The organism is Microbacterium algihabitans, from assembly GCF_032464975.1.
Lineage (GTDB): Bacteria > Actinomycetota > Actinomycetes > Actinomycetales > Microbacteriaceae > Microbacterium > Microbacterium algihabitans.
The window spans coordinates 195,946-212,456 of the sequence record NZ_JAWDIU010000002.1 but is presented as its reverse complement, the minus strand read 5'-3'; the positions used below and the strand labels follow the sequence as shown (position 1 = coordinate 212,456).

Annotated in this window: 17 protein-coding genes; 13 read left to right on the top strand and 4 right to left on the bottom strand. The window is 71.0% G+C overall.

What is annotated here, in order from left to right; genetic code table 11:
* Positions 1–71 precede the first annotated feature (71 nt).
* The 8 genes from RWH43_RS08285 to RWH43_RS08250 all read left to right on the top strand — a co-directional run bounded on the left by RWH43_RS08285 (position 72) and on the right by RWH43_RS08250 (position 6,761).
* A complete protein-coding gene (locus tag RWH43_RS08285; protein WP_154096498.1) occupies positions 72–2,255 on the top strand; it encodes an ATP-dependent DNA helicase RecG in 2,184 nt (727 codons plus the stop codon).
* Positions 2,256–2,296: 41 nt separating this feature from the next.
* Complete coding sequence (gene coaD / locus RWH43_RS08280; protein ID WP_316001199.1) at positions 2,297–2,794, top strand: pantetheine-phosphate adenylyltransferase; 498 nt, start codon at positions 2,297–2,299, stop codon at positions 2,792–2,794.
* A gap of 157 nt (positions 2,795–2,951) precedes the next feature.
* On the top strand, positions 2,952–3,446 hold the full coding sequence (locus RWH43_RS08275) for a YceD family protein (protein ID WP_144835045.1): 495 nt from the start codon (positions 2,952–2,954) through the stop codon (positions 3,444–3,446).
* Positions 3,447–3,448: 2 nt separating this feature from the next.
* Positions 3,449–3,658, top strand: a complete 210-nt coding sequence (gene rpmF, locus RWH43_RS08270; RefSeq protein ID WP_013586329.1) for a 50S ribosomal protein L32 — start codon at positions 3,449–3,451, stop codon at positions 3,656–3,658.
* A gap of 10 nt (positions 3,659–3,668) precedes the next feature.
* Complete coding sequence (gene rnc / locus RWH43_RS08265; RefSeq protein WP_230704755.1) at positions 3,669–4,361, top strand: ribonuclease III; 693 nt, start codon at positions 3,669–3,671, stop codon at positions 4,359–4,361.
* Complete coding sequence (mutM, locus tag RWH43_RS08260; protein ID WP_230704754.1) at positions 4,354–5,244, top strand: bifunctional DNA-formamidopyrimidine glycosylase/DNA-(apurinic or apyrimidinic site) lyase; 891 nt, start codon at positions 4,354–4,356, stop codon at positions 5,242–5,244. The genes rnc and mutM overlap by 8 nt, the downstream gene beginning before the upstream one ends.
* 44 nt (positions 5,245–5,288) lie before the next feature.
* The gene (locus RWH43_RS08255; RefSeq protein ID WP_154096500.1) at positions 5,289–5,732 is read left to right on the top strand and encodes a MerR family transcriptional regulator; all 444 of its coding nucleotides are present in this window, start codon (positions 5,289–5,291) and stop codon (positions 5,730–5,732) included.
* A 33-nt stretch (positions 5,733–5,765) separates the two neighbouring features.
* Positions 5,766–6,761, top strand: a complete 996-nt coding sequence (locus tag RWH43_RS08250) for an NAD-dependent epimerase/dehydratase family protein (RefSeq protein ID WP_144834902.1) — start codon at positions 5,766–5,768, stop codon at positions 6,759–6,761.
* A 48-nt stretch (positions 6,762–6,809) separates the two neighbouring features.
* Here the strand turns inward: RWH43_RS08250 and RWH43_RS08245 are convergent, their stop codons facing one another.
* A complete protein-coding gene (locus RWH43_RS08245; RefSeq protein ID WP_144834904.1) occupies positions 6,810–7,892 on the bottom strand; it encodes a GNAT family N-acetyltransferase in 1,083 nt (360 codons plus the stop codon).
* A 68-nt stretch (positions 7,893–7,960) separates the two neighbouring features.
* On the bottom strand, positions 7,961–8,248 hold the full coding sequence (locus RWH43_RS08240) for a hypothetical protein (protein ID WP_144834906.1): 288 nt from the start codon (positions 8,246–8,248) through the stop codon (positions 7,961–7,963).
* Positions 8,249–8,683: 435 nt separating this feature from the next.
* Between RWH43_RS08240 and smc the strand changes: the two genes are divergently transcribed.
* From smc to RWH43_RS08220, 4 genes are all read left to right on the top strand, one after another.
* Entirely contained in the window at positions 8,684–12,190 is a 3,507-nt protein-coding gene (smc, locus tag RWH43_RS08235) for a chromosome segregation protein SMC (protein WP_316001198.1), read from the top strand.
* A gap of 4 nt (positions 12,191–12,194) precedes the next feature.
* Positions 12,195–13,067 carry a signal recognition particle-docking protein FtsY gene (gene ftsY / locus RWH43_RS08230; protein ID WP_316001197.1) on the top strand — a complete coding sequence of 291 codons (873 nt, stop codon included), beginning with the start codon at positions 12,195–12,197 and terminating at the stop codon, positions 13,065–13,067.
* Positions 13,068–13,151: 84 nt separating this feature from the next.
* Positions 13,152–13,652 carry a DUF2004 domain-containing protein gene (locus RWH43_RS08225; protein WP_144834913.1) on the top strand — a complete coding sequence of 167 codons (501 nt, stop codon included), beginning with the start codon at positions 13,152–13,154 and terminating at the stop codon, positions 13,650–13,652.
* A gap of 4 nt (positions 13,653–13,656) precedes the next feature.
* Positions 13,657–14,085 carry an MSMEG_6728 family protein gene (locus RWH43_RS08220; RefSeq protein WP_144834915.1) on the top strand — a complete coding sequence of 143 codons (429 nt, stop codon included), beginning with the start codon at positions 13,657–13,659 and terminating at the stop codon, positions 14,083–14,085.
* A gap of 7 nt (positions 14,086–14,092) precedes the next feature.
* On the opposite strand, the gene lipA is transcribed toward RWH43_RS08220, so the two are convergent.
* Both lipA and lipB read right to left on the bottom strand, forming a co-directional pair.
* Complete coding sequence (gene lipA / locus RWH43_RS08215; RefSeq protein WP_187358398.1) at positions 14,093–15,127, bottom strand: lipoyl synthase; 1,035 nt, start codon at positions 15,125–15,127, stop codon at positions 14,093–14,095.
* Complete coding sequence (gene lipB, locus RWH43_RS08210) at positions 15,124–15,804, bottom strand: lipoyl(octanoyl) transferase LipB (RefSeq protein WP_316001196.1); 681 nt, start codon at positions 15,802–15,804, stop codon at positions 15,124–15,126. Before lipB ends, lipA begins: the two co-directional genes overlap by 4 nt.
* 25 nt (positions 15,805–15,829) lie before the next feature.
* Here lipB and RWH43_RS08205 point away from each other — a divergent pair, with 25 nt between their 5' ends.
* Positions 15,830–16,378 carry a TetR/AcrR family transcriptional regulator gene (locus RWH43_RS08205; protein WP_316001195.1) on the top strand — a complete coding sequence of 183 codons (549 nt, stop codon included), beginning with the start codon at positions 15,830–15,832 and terminating at the stop codon, positions 16,376–16,378.
* Positions 16,379–16,511: the final 133 nt, after the last annotated feature.

Sequence of the window (16,511 nt, the reverse complement as noted above, 5' to 3'; positions counted from 1 at the left end):
AGCCTAGGGTCCGGGCGTGGTCGCCGCCGGGCGGGCCGTCGGTGTCGGAGGCCCTGCCTAGACTCGGAGGCATGCCCGGATTCTCGCTCGCGTCGCGCCTCGACGGCGCCATCGGCGGCAAGACGGCGACGGCGTTCGACAAGGCGTTCGGCGTGAAGACCGTGGGCGAGCTGCTCGAGCACTATCCGCGGCGGTACGCGCGACGCGGCGAGCTCACGCCCATCGCCTCTCTGCCGCTGGGCGAACCCGTCACGATCGTGGCCGAGGTGGTCAGCGCGAGCGAGCGCCGCATGCAGAACCGGCGCGGATCCCTGCTCGAGGTCGTCATCAGCGACGGCGACGGGCGCATGTCGCTGACGTACTTCAACCAGCCGTGGCGGCTGAAAGACCTCACTCCCGGGCGACGGGGCATCTTCTCGGGCAAGGTCGGCGAGTACCGCCGCCAGACGCAGCTGACCAACCCCGACTACGAGCTGTTCGACGACCTCGCCGAAGCCCGCGCCGAGGCCGAGGTCACGGCGAAGCGGCCGATCCCGATCTATCCGGCGACGAGCTCGGTGCCCAGCACCCTCGTGCAGAAGACCATCTCGCTCGTGCTCGACGGGCTCGACGACATCGACGACCCGCTGCCCGAGAGTCTCCGCGCCCGGCGTGGACTGCTCCCGGCGCGGGCGGCGCTCGAGAGCATCCACCGCCCGCAGCACGACGACGACATCCCTCCCGCGGTGCAGACGCTGCGCATGCAAGAGGCGTTCGTGCTGCAGACCGCCCTGCTGCAGCAGCGGCAGTTCGTGCGCGCGCTGTCGGCGACCAAGAGACCGGCCGCCGCGGGCGGACTCCTCGATCGGTTCGACGCGATCCTGCCGTTCGAGCTGACGCCCGACCAGCAGACCGTCGGTGCGCAACTGCAGGCCGACCTCGTGGCCGATTGGCCGATGAACCGTCTGGTGCAGGGCGAGGTCGGTTCGGGCAAGACGCTGGTGGCGCTGCGCGCGATGCTGCAGGTCGCCGAGTCGGGCGGGCAGTCCGCGCTCATCGCGCCTACCGAGGTGTTGGCGGGTCAGCACCTGCGGTCGATCGCGCGGATGCTGGGTCCCGAGCTCGCGCCCGAGCTCATGCCGACGCTGCTGACGGGGCAGATGCCCGCGGCCGAGCGCCGCAAGGCGGCTCTGCGCGTCGCGTCGGGTCAGGCGCGCATCGTCGTCGGGACCCACGCCCTGCTGAGCGCGACGACGACCTTCGCCGATCTCGGTTTCGTGGTGGTCGACGAGCAGCACCGCTTCGGCGTCGATCAGCGCGAGGCCCTGCGCTCCAAGGGCGACTCCCCGCACACGCTGGTGCTGACCGCGACGCCCATTCCGCGCACGGTGGCCATGACGGTGTTCGGCGACCTCGACGTCTCGACCATCCGCACCATGCCGGCCGGTCGCGCGGGCATCCAGTCGTTCGTCGCCCCTCTTGCCGAGAAGCCCGGCTGGTTCGCCCGGGTGTGGGATCGCGTGACCGAGGAGGTCGCGCTCGGCCGACAGGCGTTCGTGGTCTGCCCCGCCATCGACGCCGATCAGGTGGCCGACGGAAAGAGCGACGAACCCGCCGATGCGCCCGATGCACCCGCTCCGACCGCCGCCGAGGGAGCGCGCACGCGCTGGGGCGTGGTGCAGGTCGAAGCCCTGCTGTCGCAGCTGCCCGCGTTCCGCGGCATCCACACCCAGATCCTGCACGGCAAGATGTCGGCCGACGAGAAGGACGCCGTCATGCAGGCCTTCGCCCGCGGCGACATCGACGTGCTCGTCGCCACGACCGTCATCGAAGTCGGCGTCGACGTGCCCAACGCCTCCACGATGGTGATCCTCGAGGCCGACCGCTTCGGCGTGTCGCAGCTGCACCAGTTGCGCGGCCGCGTCGGGCGAGGAGGCCTGCCGGGGCTCTGCCTGCTCGTGACCGAGGCCGCGCCCGGAACCTCGGCGCGCTCGCGGGTCGAAGCGGTCGCCGCGACCCTCGATGGCTTCGCGCTGGCCGAGGTCGACCTCGAACTGCGCGGAGAGGGTGATGTGCTCGGTGGTGCCCAGTCGGGGGCACGCTCCTCGCTCAAGCTGCTGCGCGTCATCACCGACTCCGAGCTCATCGTCGAGGCACGCGCCGAGGGCGAGAGGCTTCTCGCCGACGACCCGGCTCTGCAGCGGCATCCGGCCCTCGCCGCCGCCCTCGAACGCCGAGTCGGGGTGGAGGAGCGCGCCGCGCTGGCGAAGTCCTGAGCACCCGCCGCCTCGGCCGGAGCGGTCGGTAGGCTGGCCGCATGGATCCCCGGATCGCCGTCGTGCCCGGCTCGTTCGACCCGCCCACGCTCGGTCACCTCGACGTCATCCGTCGCGCCGCCGGTCTGTTCGACCAGCTGCACGTGCTCGTCGTGCACAACCCCGGCAAAGAGGCGATGCTGCCCATCGCCCAGCGTCAGCAGCTGCTCGAGCAGTCGATCTCGGAGGCAGGCGTCGAGGGCGACGTGATCATCGCCGCGTGGAGCATGGGGCTGCTCGTCGACTACGCCACCGAAGTGGGCGCGAAGGTGCTCGTGAAGGGCATCCGCTCGCAGGTCGACGTCGCCTACGAGACGCCCATGGCGATCGTCAACCGCGACCTCGCGCACGTCGAGACGGTGTTCCTGCTGCCCGACCCCGCCCACGCCCTCGTCTCGAGCTCGCTCGTGCGCCAGGTCGCGGGACTCGGCGGAGACGTGTCGCCCTACGTGCCGCCGGCCGTCGCCCGCTTCCTCGACACCGGCGCCCGCGGCATCTGAGGCGCCGCTACGGGCCGAGCAAACCGCCCGGCGTTCGCCCCCGCGTGCCGCCCGGCCCCCGTTCAGGCGCCCGCCGGTAGCATTGACGACCGTGAGAACCCACCGACCCGGACCTTTCCAGCTCCCCGTGCGCGACATCGAGCGCCACCCGGGCGAGATGCGCGAGCACAGCCTCGACCTCGCCACCCCCGAGAAGTGGGGCGAGGGGCTGCTCTCCATCCCGGAGGGCGAAACGCTCGAACTCGACGTGCGTCTCGAGTCGGTGCACGAGGGCATCCTCGTCTCGGGCACCGTCGACACCACCGCCACGGGCGTGTGCGGACGCTGCCTGATCGACATCACCGAGCCTGTCGAAGTCGAGTTCCAGGAACTTTTCGCGTATCCTGGGGATGAAGCGAGCGACTACGACGTTCAAGACGACCACGTGGATCTTGAAAATCTGGTCCGGGATGCCATTGTCCTGTCGCTTCCGTTCCAGCCGGTGTGTCAGCCGGACTGCCCCGGGCTCGACCCGAACACGGGCGAGAGGCTGACGGAAAGCCCCGGCAACACGGAGCAGACGCCTGCCGATCCCCGGTGGGCAGCGCTCCAGCAGTACACCCCAGACGACGGCGATGCGCTCCGCGCCGCCCCCAAGACAGAGAAGAGCTAGTCATGGCAGGTAACCCCCCGAAGCGGAAGGTCTCCCGCTCCAACACCCGCTCGCGTCGTGCGCAGTGGAAGGCTGAAGCCCCCGCGCTGGTCAAGACCATCGAGAACGGCAAGGTCGTCTACAGCCGCCCCCACCAGGCGAAGGTCGTCACCGACTCGCAGGGCACCGAGCTCTTCCTCGAGTACAAGGGCCGCAAGGTCGCCGACGTCTGATCGGCGATTCGTGACGCGTAACAACGTCGAGCGCGCAGCGCTCACCGAGAAGCTCGGGGTCGACATCGACCCCGAGCTTCTTTCACTCGCTCTGACGCATCGCTCGTTCGCCTACGAGAACGGCGGCGTCCCGCACAACGAGCGCCTCGAATTCCTCGGCGACTCCGTTCTGGGCCAAGCCGTCACGGTGCGCCTGTTCACCCGGCATCCGGATCTCGATGAAGGAAGCCTGGCCAAGAGGCGCGCGAGCGTCGTGTCGACGGTCGCCCTCGCCGAGATCGCGCGGACGATCGACCTCGGCGCGCACATCCGGCTCGGCCGCGGTGAGATCCTCACCGGCGGTCGCGACAAGGATTCGATCCTCGCCGACACCATGGAAGCGCTGATCGGCGCGACCTTCCTGTCGGCGGGTCCGGATGCCGCGTCCGCCATGGTCCTGCGTCTGGTCGAGCCCCTCATGGCCGACCCCGAACGCTATGGCGCGGCGATGGACCCGAAGACGAGCCTGCAGGAGATCGCCGCACGGCTCGGTCTGTCTGCGCCCGTCTACGGCGTCGAGGCGACGGGTCCCGACCACGACCGCCGCTTCACGGCGACCGTCACGGTGGGCGACGTCTCGACCACCGGCGAGGGGTCGAGCAAGAAGCAGGCCGAGATGGCCGCCGCCCTCACGGCGTGGCGCGAGCTCGACGCGCGTGCCTGAGCTTCCCGAGGTCGAGGTGGTGCGCGCGGGTCTCGAACCCGCCGTCACCGGCGCCCTCATCTCGTCGGTCGACGTGCGCGACGAGCGCGCCCTGACTCGGCACACCGGGGGAGCGGCCCACTTCGAGGCCGAGCTGACCGGCCGGCGCATCGCATCCGCCGTGCGGCGCGGCAAGTTCTTGTGGATGCCGGTCGGCGACGACGAGGCGATCGTCACGCACCTCGGCATGAGCGGGCAGATGCTGCTGCGCCTGCCCGGGGCACCCGAGGAACGGCACGAGCGCATCCGCATCGAGCTCGAACACCCGGAGCACGGCGCACTCTCGGTCGTCTTCGCCGATCAGCGCACCTTCGGCTCGCTCGCGATCGACCGTCTCGTCGACACCCCCGACGGGGCGGCGGGCGGCCGGGGATCCGCGCTCGCGCGGGTTCCCACGCAAGTCGCGCACATCGGTCGCGACCCCCTCGATCCCGCATTCAGCGCGACGCGCTTCCGCGCGCGTCTCGCACGCACGGCATCCGGCATCAAACGGGTGCTGCTGGATCAGACGGCGGCCAGCGGAATCGGCAACATCTACGCCGACGAGTCGCTGTGGGCGGCGCGCATCCACCCCGAGACCTCGGCGCGCGATCTGCCGACCCGGGCGGTCAACCGCCTTCTCGGCGAGGTGCAGGCGGTGCTCGAGAAGGCCCTCGCCGAGGGCGGCACGAGTTTCGACGCGCAGTACGTCAACGTCAACGGTCAGGCGGGCTACTTCGCGCACTCCCTCAACGCCTACGGCCGCACGGGTCAGCCGTGTCCGCGATGCGGGCGGCCGATCGTGCGGGTGTCGTTCATGAACCGCTCGAGTCACTTCTGCCCGCACTGCCAGAAGCTGCGCTGATGCGACGTTGACCTCAAGCGCTTGAGGTGTGCTGTGCTGGTGGCATGTCGATGGTCACCATCCAGCAGGCCGCGCGACGTTCGGGGCTGAGCGAACCCACCCTCCGGTACTACGAGGAGGTCGGGCTCATCGGTCCGATCTCGCGCGATCCGAGCAGCGGACACCGACGGTATCGAGAGCGCGACCTCGACGACCTCCAGGTGCTCGCGTGCCTGCGCGCGATGGGGGTCGGCATCGAGGACATGCGCACCTATCAGGCGAATCGGGCGCGGGGGCACGAGGCGGCGGGGGAGCAGCGGGATCTGCTGCTGCGCCATGCGGAGCGGGTCGAGCTCGAGATCGCGGTCCTCCGCGTGCACCGCGACTACCTGGAGCGCAAAGCCGCGCTGTGGGATGCCCGCGAGCGCGGCGACGTCGCCGCCGAGTCCGAGGCGCAGGCGCGCGTGGCGGAGATCACCCCGCGGCTCGAAGCGATGATCCACGCTTGACTTCACGCGCTTGAGGTCTGTTCGACTCTGACCATGAACACTTCTCATCGCACCATCCTCGTCACGGGAGCCACGGGATACCTCGGCTCTCGCCTCGTCGCCGACCTTCTCCAGCGCGGCACTTCCGTGCGCGCGACCCTCCGCTCCCTCGAGGCCGAGCCCGCGCTCCGGGCGGCGGTCCGCCGCGCGGGTGCCGATGACGCCGACCTCGAGGTGGCCGTCGCCTCGCTGACCGAGGACGCTGGGTGGGATGCCGCGGTATCCGGGGTCGCCGGCGTGCACCACGTCGCCTCGCCGATGACGCACGCCACCGAAGACGCCGACCTCGTGGTCACCCCGGCGCGCGACGGAGCGTTGCGCGTGCTGCGCGCGGCCCGGGATGCCGGGGTGAAGCGGGTCGTGCTGACCTCGTCGTTCGCCGCGGTCGGGTACTCCGCCAAGCCGCTGAACGCGCAGGGCGTGCGCGAGTTCGACGAGGGGGACTGGACCGACCCCGGCACCGCGGGACTGCCGGCGTACCCGCGGTCGAAGGCCGTCGCCGAGCGCGCTGCCTGGGACTTCGTCGAGCGCGAGGGCGCCGCCCTCGAACTCGTCGTGCTCAACCCGACCTGGATCGCGGGGCCGTCGCTGACGGCAGACCCCCGGTCATCGTTGCAGGCGTTCCTCGCCATCCTCGGCGGGCAGATGGCGCTCGCCCCGCGTCAGCGTTTCGGCGTGGTGGACGTTCGCGATGTCGCCACGGCGCATCTCGCGGCGATGGATGCTCCGGATGCCGCGGGCAGGAGGTATCTGCTGCTCGCCGACGGACCGACGACGTCGTGGCTCGGTGTCGCCTCGGTGCTGAGGGAGCACCTCGGCGAACTGGCATCGAAGGCACCCGTCGAGGAGGTGCCCGGCGACGACCTCCCGCCGCTGGTGATCCACAATGAGCGGGCGAAGGCCGAGCTCGGTTTCGCGCCCCGCCCGGCCGAGACCACGCTCATCGACACCGTCGACGACCTCCGCGCGCGCGGACTGATCGGCGCCTGAGACCGCGCGGAACGGGGGCGTCGGTGATGCAGCCGACGCCCCCGCCCGTCAGTCGAGGACCTTCTTCCATACGCCCTCGTACGAGATGGCACGGAAGCCGATCTCCTCGTTGATCGAGAGCATCGGCCGGTTCTCCTCGGCGTTGTAGGTGATCACGCGGGGCGAGCTCGGCGCCACCTCGTGCCAGGCGAGCAGCCCCGCGCACTTCACGAGCATGCCGAGGCGGTGGCCGCGGTGGCTCGCGACGACCAGGGTGTCTTCCTGGTGCGTGGCGGCCGCGCGGTCTTTGCCGATGACGAGCTCGTTGAAGGCGGCGAGCTCGCCCGTGTCGACGTGCTGCGCCGCGGTGACGAGAAGGTGCCGACCGGCGTCGAGGTAGTCGCGCTCGTAGCGACGCAGGCGCGCGGCATCCCACACCTCTTCGTCGAACTCGAGTCCGGCCGAGGGGGCGTCGGTGACCATGCGCGACTTCATCCATGCGAACGCGTCGACGAACTCGTCGGGTGTGGGCAGCGTCCACTGGACCACGCGGTACCCGGTCGCGGCCGCCTCGGCCGCAGCGAGAAGGTTCTCGAGGTGCGGTCGGGAGCCCTCGAGGTCGAGGGCGCTCACCCGCACGATCTGCTCGAGGGTGTTTCCGGATGCCAGGAAGAAGCGGGCCGCGTGATCCTCGGGGATCGCGCCGAACCCCGTCGGCGCCGCGACCTGCGGTCCCTCGGCGGCGGGGTGCTCCGCCCACGACTGCAGGACCGTGCGTCCCTCGTCGCGGGCGACGCTCTCGATGAGGGCGAACGCGGTGCGGCCGATGCCGTGGCCCCACGCGGAACGCCGGAGGTCGATGTGCCAGAAGCCGGTGCGGGCGCCCTCCTCCTGCGGGAACTCGAGGCCGACGCGGCCGACGACCTCCCCGTGGAACACGACGATCCACGCATAGCGCTTCATGTCGGGCTTGGGCTGGTACATCGGCAGCAGTTCGTCGGCGGGCATCGACCCGTCGTCGTGGCCGGAGATCTCGGCGTAGATGAGGTTGCGCAGGCGCACCATGTCGCGGAAGTCCGCGGCATCCGGTGCATCGATCGAGGTGGGGACGTGCAGGGGGCGCAGCTCGAGGCCGGCCGTGAGGGTGGTCATGTCGTGACTTCCGTGTCGCAGGAGGAGAGGGAGGGGTGGGGTCGACGGAGTGGTCGACCCCACCGGGATCAGAACGGCGGGCGGCTGAACGCGGCGGCGCTCTGCCAGGCGCGTTCGCGGCGGTCGCGCTCGGCGGCCGCGTCGCGCGCCCGCAGGGCTTCGACGGCCCGGTGGTCGAGGGCCCGTGCGCGGTCGGCGTGCCGCGTCAGCAGCCAGAGGCCGAGACGCAACGAGAGCCGATCGAACAGGCCCAGCGGCCGGTAGGCCGTGGTGTCGAAGGTGATCGTGGACGGGGTGGGAGTGGTGGTGGGCGCGGCCGTCGTGTGCTGCGGCGCGCGCGTGAACAAGGCGTTCATGCGGAGGCTCCGTGAAGAAGAGGAGTGCGAGTGAAGATGCGCGCGAAGCGCGGGCGGGATCACGGGGATCCGGCGGGAGCGGCGTCGAAGGACGGCTCACGGGAAGCGGAGACGCAGGGCGTCTCGACGCGACGGGTCAACCCAGACGAGAGGGCATGCCGACGGCGGGGGTCACTCCGGTGACGGGTGCGGAGAGCACGGGAACGGCGATGAAGCCGGTGGCGGTGAAGCCGGTGTTGGTGCGAATCATGGGAGGACCTCCTTTCGACGTCGGTTGCGACTGCCGACGCTAGCGAAGGCATTCAGCAGATGTCAAGCTCTCGTCCAGAAAGCGCTGGTCCCCGGGCGCGTCGCGTGCCCGTGACCGGCTCGGCGCCGCGGAATTCCGCGCCTTTCGGTTAGCGTGAGACCCCGGGTCGATCGAGGGAGGGTGACGTGCATCTGAAGAGCCTGACCCTCCGCGGCTTCAAGTCGTTCGCCCAGTCGACGACCTTCGCCCTCGAACCCGGGGTCACGTGCATCGTCGGTCCCAACGGCTCGGGCAAGTCCAACGTGGTCGACGCGCTCGCGTGGGTGATGGGCGAGCAGGGGGCGAAGACCCTGCGCGGCGGCAAGATGGAAGACGTCATCTTCGCCGGCACCTCGACCCGCGGCCCCCTCGGCCGGGCCGAGGTGCAGCTCACGATCGACAACGCCGACGGCGCCCTGCCGATCGACTACAGCGAAGTCACCATCAGCCGCACGCTCTTCCGCACCGGCGCGAGCGAGTACGCGATCAACGGTCAGACGTGCCGCCTGCTCGACGTGCAGGAGCTGCTCAGCGATTCCGGCCTCGGCCGCGAGATGCACGTCATCATCGGGCAGGGCCGTCTCGACACGGTGCTGCAGGCGACGGCCGAGGACCGACGGGGGTTCATCGAAGAGGCGGCCGGCATCCTGAAGCATCGCCGCCGCAAAGAGAAGACCGTGCGCAAGCTCGAGGCGATGGAGACGAACCTCACCCGTCTCAGCGATCTCGCCGGAGAGCTGCGGCGCCAGCTCAAGCCCCTCGGCAAGCAGGCCGAGATCGCGCGCGAGGCGGCGACCATCGCCGCCGTCGTGCGTGACGCGAAGGCGCGACTCTACGCCGACGAGCTCGTGCTGCTGCGCACCCAGCTCGCCGACGCGGCGCGGGCCGAGAGCGAGCGGCACACCGAGCGACTCGGCCTGCAGGAGCAGGCCGAAGGGCTCCGCGGCCGGGTGGAGCGCCTCGAGAACGACCAGCGTTCCGAGGCCGTCGACCGTGCCCGCAGCGTGGCCTTCGCCCTCGAGCAGGTGCAGGAGCGCGTGCGCGGGCTGTACACGCTCGCCGGTCAGCGTCTCGCGCTGCTCACCGACGACGGTGACGGCGGGGGAGGGTTCGCGCCCACCGTCACGCAGTCGATGATCGACGACGTCCGGGCCGAGATCGACGACATCGCCGCGGGCCTGGGCGATGCTCAGGATGCCGCGTCGCAGGCCGCCCGCGGAGTCGCGCGAGCGCGCGCCGAGCTCGACGCGCTCGACGTCGACATCGCCGCCCAGAGCGCCCTCGTGTCGGAGCACGACATGCGCCTGACGAGCCTGCGCGGTGCGGCGGATGCCGCGAACTCGGCCCTCACCGCCGTGCGCGCGGGCGTCGATCGACAGCAGCGGGCCCTCGACGCCGCGCTGCTCCGTCGTGCCGAGGCCGAGGAGGCGCGCGCGGGGCTCGATCCCGACGTCGCCCCCGAGGCGGCCAGCGCCGAACACGCTGCGGCCTACGAGCGTGCGCAGCGCGAGGCGAACGACGTCGAGACGCGCGTGGCGGGGCTGCGCGAGCGCCTGCACGCCGCCGAACGCGAAGGCGATGCCCTCGAGGCGCAGACGACGGCTCTCGGCCGCGCCCTCGACGTGCGCAATGCGGCCGCGGACCTCATCGCCGCCGGGGGTCGCGGCATCCGGGGTCTCGTCGGAGACGACGTGAAGGTCACCGCGGGCTACGAGTCGGCGATCGCCGCGGCGCTCGGCGGCCTCGCCGAGGGTCTGCTGGTCGACGACGTCGCGGCGGCCTTCGCGGCGGCGCAGACCGCGAGCGAGGCGGATCTGGGCGTCGTCGACATCGCGATCGCGGATGCCGCGGAGGCGCAGCCCGCGCGCGTCGCTGGGGGGACGCCGGCCGTCGACGTCGTCACCGCGTCGTCGGGCGTGCGCGGGATCCTCTCGCGCGTGGTGATCGTCGACGACCTCGAGGCCGCGCGCGCGGCGCAGTCGTCTCTCGAGCCCGGAGTGACGCTGGTCACCCGAGCGGGGGAGCTGCTCACCGCGCACACCGTGCGCGCCGGCTCGGGTGCGGGCCGATCGCGGCTGGAACTCGCCGCCGAGCGCGATGGCGCCGCCGAGCGTCTGGCCGAGATCGTCGTCGTGGCCGATTCGCTGCGAGAGGCCCTCTCCGACGAGCAGCGCGTGCTGACCGAGGCGCGCCAGAAGACGAAGGATGCGCTCGCCCACCTGCGCGAGCACGACGCCGCGCTGGCGGCTCACGCCGAGAAGGTCAACCGCGTGACGGTGCGTCACGAAGCCGCCGTCGCGGAGTGCGAACGACTGGCCGCGGGACTGGCGCAGACCGAGACGGCGGTCGCCGAGGCCGAGGACGCCGCCCGTCGAGCCGACGAGGCCCTCGCCCGGGCGCTCGAGGCGCCGCGCCCTCTGCTCGATGCGTCGGCGCGCGAGGGGATGGCCGCCGCCGTCGACGCGGCTCGCGAGGGCGAGATGCGGGCGCGCCTCGACATCGAGACGCTCAAGGAACGCGTGCGGGCCGGTGAGGCGCGCATCGTGCAGCTCGAGCAGCAGCGGGAGCGGGAGCGGTCGGCGGCCGAAGAGGCCGCTCGCCGGGCGGTGATCCGCCGTGCTCAGCGCGAGGTTGCCGCCGAGGTCGCGGGGCAGCTGCCGGCGCTGCTCGACGCGATCGACCGGTCGGTGAGTCAGGCGCGCGTCGAGCTCGCCGCGGCCGAGGCGGCGCGCACCGCGGTCACCGCCGAGTTGTCCCGCGCGCGGGCCGACGAGACGGTGGTGCGCGAGCGACTCGCGCGACTGACCGAGAGCGTGCACGGCCTTGAGCTGCAGATGCACGAGAAGAAGCTCCACGTGACGAGCCTGCTCGAGCGCGCGCAGTCGGAACTCGCGCTCGACGAGCACATTCTCGTTTCGGAATACGGCCCTGACCAGCTCATCCCCACCGAGGCGGAGGGCGAGAGCGTCCCGTTCGAGCGGGCGGCGCAGAAACGTCGACTGCAGGATGCCGAGCGCAAGCTGTCGCAGTTGGGCCGGGTGAATCCGCTGGCCCTGGAGGAGTTCGCCGCCCTCGAGCAGCGCCACGCCTTCCTCACCGAGCAGCTCGCCGACCTGCAGCAGACCCGCGCCGACCTGCAGACGATCATCGCCGAGCTCGACGAACGCATGCAGACGATCTTCGTCGCAGCGTTCGAGGACACGCGCGCGGCGTTCACCGAGATCTTCCCGATCCTCTTCCCGGGCGGAACCGGCAGCATCGCCCTGACCGACCCCGAGAATCCGCTGACGACCGGCATCGAGGTGTCGGTGCGACCGGTGGGCAAGAAGATCGAGCGTCTGTCGCTGCTCTCGGGCGGCGAGCGCTCGCTGGCGGCGGTGGCCTTCCTGACCTCGATCTTCACGGCGCGCCCGAGCCCCTTCTACATCCTCGACGAGGTCGAGGCGGCGCTCGACGACGCCAACCTCGGGCGCCTGCTGGGCGTGTTCGAGAAGCTCCGCGCGAGCAGCCAGCTCATCGTCATCACCCACCAGAAGCGCACGATGGAGATCGCCGACGCGCTGTACGGGGTGTCGATGCGGCAGGACGGCGTCTCGGCCGTCGTGGGCCAGCGCGTGGGCGACCGCGCCGCCCGACCCGCGCCCGTAAGCTGAAGCAATGGCTGAGAACTCCTGGTCGTTGGGCCGCGCGCTGCGCGGGCTGTTCGTCAAACCCACCATCGACGAGACGACGTGGGAAGACCTCGAGACGGCCCTGCTGACCGCCGACTTCGGCCCCGACGTCACGGAGCGGCTCGTCGACGAGCTGCGCGAGAAGGTCGAGCGCTACCGCACCACGGATCCGCGCGACCTGCAGCGCATGCTGAAGGAGACGCTCGAAGAGCGCTTCGCCAAGTTCGACACGACGCTGCGGCTCACCGAGCGTCCCGCCGTCGTGCTCGTGGTCGGCGTCAACGGCGTGGGCAAGACCACCACGATCGGCAAGTTCGCCAAGTTCCTGCAGCGCTACGGCCGCACCGTCGTCGTCGGCGCCGCCGACACCTTCCGCGCGGCGGCCGTCGACCAGCTCGCCACCTGGGCCGAGCGCGGGGGAGCGACCATCGTCCGGCCCCAGCACGAGGGCCAGGATCCGGCATCCGTCGCCTTCCAGACCGTGGCGCACGCCAAAGAGACCGGTACCGAGATCGTGCTCGTCGACACCGCCGGTCGCCTGCACACCAAGGGCGGCCTCATGGACGAGCTCGGCAAGATCAAGCGCGTCATCGAGAAGCAGGCCCCCATCAGCGAGGTCCTTCTCGTGCTCGACGCGACGACCGGCCAGAACGGTCTCCTGCAGGCCCAGGCCTTCCTCGACAGCGCCGGCGTCACCGGTCTCGTGCTCACCAAGCTCGACGGCTCGGCCAAGGGCGGGTTCGTGCTCGCGGTACAGGAGCTCACCGGCATCCCCGTCAAGCTCCTGGGCCAGGGCGAGGGCATCAACGACCTCACGGGTTTCACCCCGCACGTGTTCGCCTCGTCGCTCGTCGACTGACGGCGGAGCCGCCGTGCCCTATCGCATGCGCGGGTGCGGGCGGGTCGTCTTCCCGAAGAGGGAACGGACTGCTTACATGGAGTCATGGCCATCGAGCACGACTTCTTCGGACTCCTCGAGTCGGGCCCCGACGGGTCGATCTTCTGGAGTGAGAACGTCGAGTTCGGCGATCAGAGTGTCACGGTCGACCTGACCGCTCCCGACCAGGACGACGTCTCGGTCGAGGCACTCGACGTCGCGGCATCCATGGTCTCGTCCCTCGAGGCGATCGACCTCGCCGCACGCAACGCCATGGTCAACGAGCTCGACGACCGCACCAGCGAGGTGACGGAGTACATCCTCCAGCAGCAGGCGACCTTCGGCGAAGAGATCGAAGACCTGCTCACCGACGTCACGGGCGACACGCATATCGACGTGATCAAGGCCCTGCAGCTGATGAGCATGACGATCCTCGCCGACGAGCACGGCGGGGCCGACCCCTTCGCGGTCCTCGAGTACGCGCTCGATCCCGACGCCACCGACGACGTGCTGCTGGTGAACCTCGCCTCCGACGGGCGGGTGCAGTCGGTCACCAGCGCCGACTGACGGCGTGCAGACCTTTCTGCCGTACCCCTCGTTCACGGCATCCGCGGCCGTTCTCGATCTCAAGCGGCTGGGCAAGCAGCGCGTCGAGACGTTCCAGCTGTTGCGCGCGTTGACGGTGCCCGACCACGGCTGGCGCCACCACCCCGCCGCGAAGATGTGGGACGGCCACCTGCCGGCGCTCGTCTCGTACGGCCTCGTCATGACGGACGAGTGGATCGCCCAGGGCCGCGCCGACACCGTGCGCGCCAAGATCCGCGTGTTCGCGCCCGAGGTCGACGGCCTGGCGCAGAACGAACTCGACCTCCCGCCGTGGGTCGGCGACGAGGCGTTCCACCTCGCGCACCGCTCGAACCTCGTCCGCAAGGACCCGGAGTTCTACGTCCCTCGGTTCGGCGACGTCCCCGACGATCTGCCCTACGTCTGGCCGGTCTGAGGCGCGCTCACACCGCCTGGGCGAACCCCGCGTCGGCGGAGGCGATGTCCTTCGCGAGGTGCGCGAGGTGCGGCGGGATCTCGCGGCCCTTCGACACCATCGACTGCGCCCACAGGCGCCCGGCGCGGTACGACGAGCGCACCAAGGGACCAGCGAGCACGCCGAGGAAGCCGATGCGTTCGGCCTCCTCCTTGAACTCCACGAACTCGGCCGGCTTCACCCAGCGCTGCACGGGGAGGTGCCGCGGGGTCGGGCGCAGATACTGCGTGATCGTGATGATGTCGGTGCCCGCCGCGTGCAGGTCTTCGAGCGCCTGGACGACCTCTTCGGGCTCCTCGCCCATGCCGAGGATGAGGTTCGACTTGGTGATGAGTCCGGCCTCGCGCGCCGCGGTCAGCACTCCGAGGGAGCGCTCGTAGCGGAAGGCGGGACGGATGCGCTTGAAGATGCGGGGCACGGTCTCGACGTTGTGCGCGAAGACCTCGGGCCGCGAGGAGAAGACCTCTTCGAGGTGCGCCGGGTTGCCCGAGAAGTCGGTCGCGAGGATCTCGACGCCGGTGCCCGGGTTGTCGGCGTGGATGCGGCGCACCGTCTCGGCGTGCAGCCACGCCCCCTCATCCGGCAGGTCGTCGCGGGCGACGCCGGTGACGGTGGCGTAGCGCAGCTGCATCCGGGTGACGCTCTCGGCGACGCGACGGGGCTCGTCGCGGTCGTAGTCGGCGGGCTTACCGGTGTCGATCTGGCAGAAGTCGCAGCGGCGCGTGCACTGCGAGCCGCCGATGAGGAAGGTCGCCTCGCGGTCCTCCCAGCACTCGAAGATGTTGGGGCAGCCGGCCTCCTGGCACACGGTGTGCAGATCCTCGCTCTTCACGAGCTTCTGCAGGGCGGTGTACTCCGGCCCCATCTTCGCCTTGGTCTTGATCCACTCGGGTTTGCGCTCGATCGGCGTCTCGGCGTTGCGCACCTCGAGGCGCAACAGCTTGCGTCCGTTGGGGGCGGTGGATGCCGGCGCTCCGGCGTGACCGGTTCCGCAGGCGCTCATGCGGCCACCGCCGCGTACTCGGCGCGGAACACGCGTTCGATCGCGTCGACGAGGTCGGCGGGGGAGACGTCGGCCCCGACGACCTCGCTGACCGTGGTCACCCCGGCATCCGAGATCCCACACGGCACGATGTGCCGGAAACCCGCGAGGGTGTTGTCGCAGTTGACGGCGAAGCCGTGCATGGTGACTCCTCTTTCGACGCGGACTCCGATCGCCGCGACCTTGTCGACGCCGAGGGGGCGTCGGACCCAGACGCCGCTGCGCCCCTCGACGCGGAAGCCATCGACGCCGTGAACGGAGAGAGCGTCGATCAGCAGGCCCTCCACGCGGCGCACGTGCGCGACGACGTCGATCGGTTCGGGGAGGCGCACGATCGGGTAGCCGACGAGCTGGCCCGGACCGTGCCAGGTGATCTTGCCCCCGCGGTCGACGTCGACCACCGGGGTGCCGTCGTCGGGTCGCTCGAGCGCTTCGGTGCGCTTGCCGGCGGTGTACACGGCCTCGTGCTCGAGCAGCAGAAGGGTGTCGCCTCGCTCGCGCGCGACGACGTCGGCGTGCACGCGGCGTTGGTGCGCCCAGCCGTCGAGATAGGGCACGTAGTGCGGGGCGAGGCCCGCCCGCTGGATGTCGATCATCGACGACTCCCGCCTTGTTGGATTGCGTCTAACAATACACATCGACCCGACGCCTAGGCTGGCTAGCGTGACCACCGAACCTCGCAGCGGACGCCCCCGCGCCTCCTCGCGCGAGGTGCTGGCGGAGGCCGCGTGCGAGCTGTTCCTCGAGCAGGGCTACGACGCCACAAGCGTGTCCGACATCACGCGTCGGGCCGGGGTGAGCCGCTCGAGCTTCTTCAACTACTTCTCGGCGAAGAGCGACGTGCTGTGGTCGGGTTTCGACGAGCAGGCGGATGCCGCGACCGCGCGGCTGCGCGAAGGGGAACCGGTCGACGAGTGCCTGGCGGGCATCGGCGAGGGTCTCGCCCCCGACGCGCTCGCCCTCGCGATCACCAACGCGGTGGCCATGGGCATCTCCGCCGAGCTCGATCGCGACCGTGCCGTGCGCCAGTTCCGGCTGCAGCGCGAGCTCGCGGCGCGGTGCGTACGAGACGGGATGCCGGAACTCGCCGCGCAGGTGCGCGCGGGCGCCCTTTCGGCCGCGGTCCTGGCCGCCGTCTGGGCCTGGGCCGACCGCACCGCATCCGGGCGTCCGCTCGTCGAGGTCCTCGAAGCGGCGCTCGCCCTGGCGTGACGGCGGCGGGGTCGCGGCACAACCTCCGCGATCCGCGCAGGCTCGGCGGCATCCGGCCGAATCGGGCTGAGGACGCGCGAATCGCGGAGGCTGTGGCCGAGGTGCCCGACCTCGCGTCGACGAGGACGGCGGC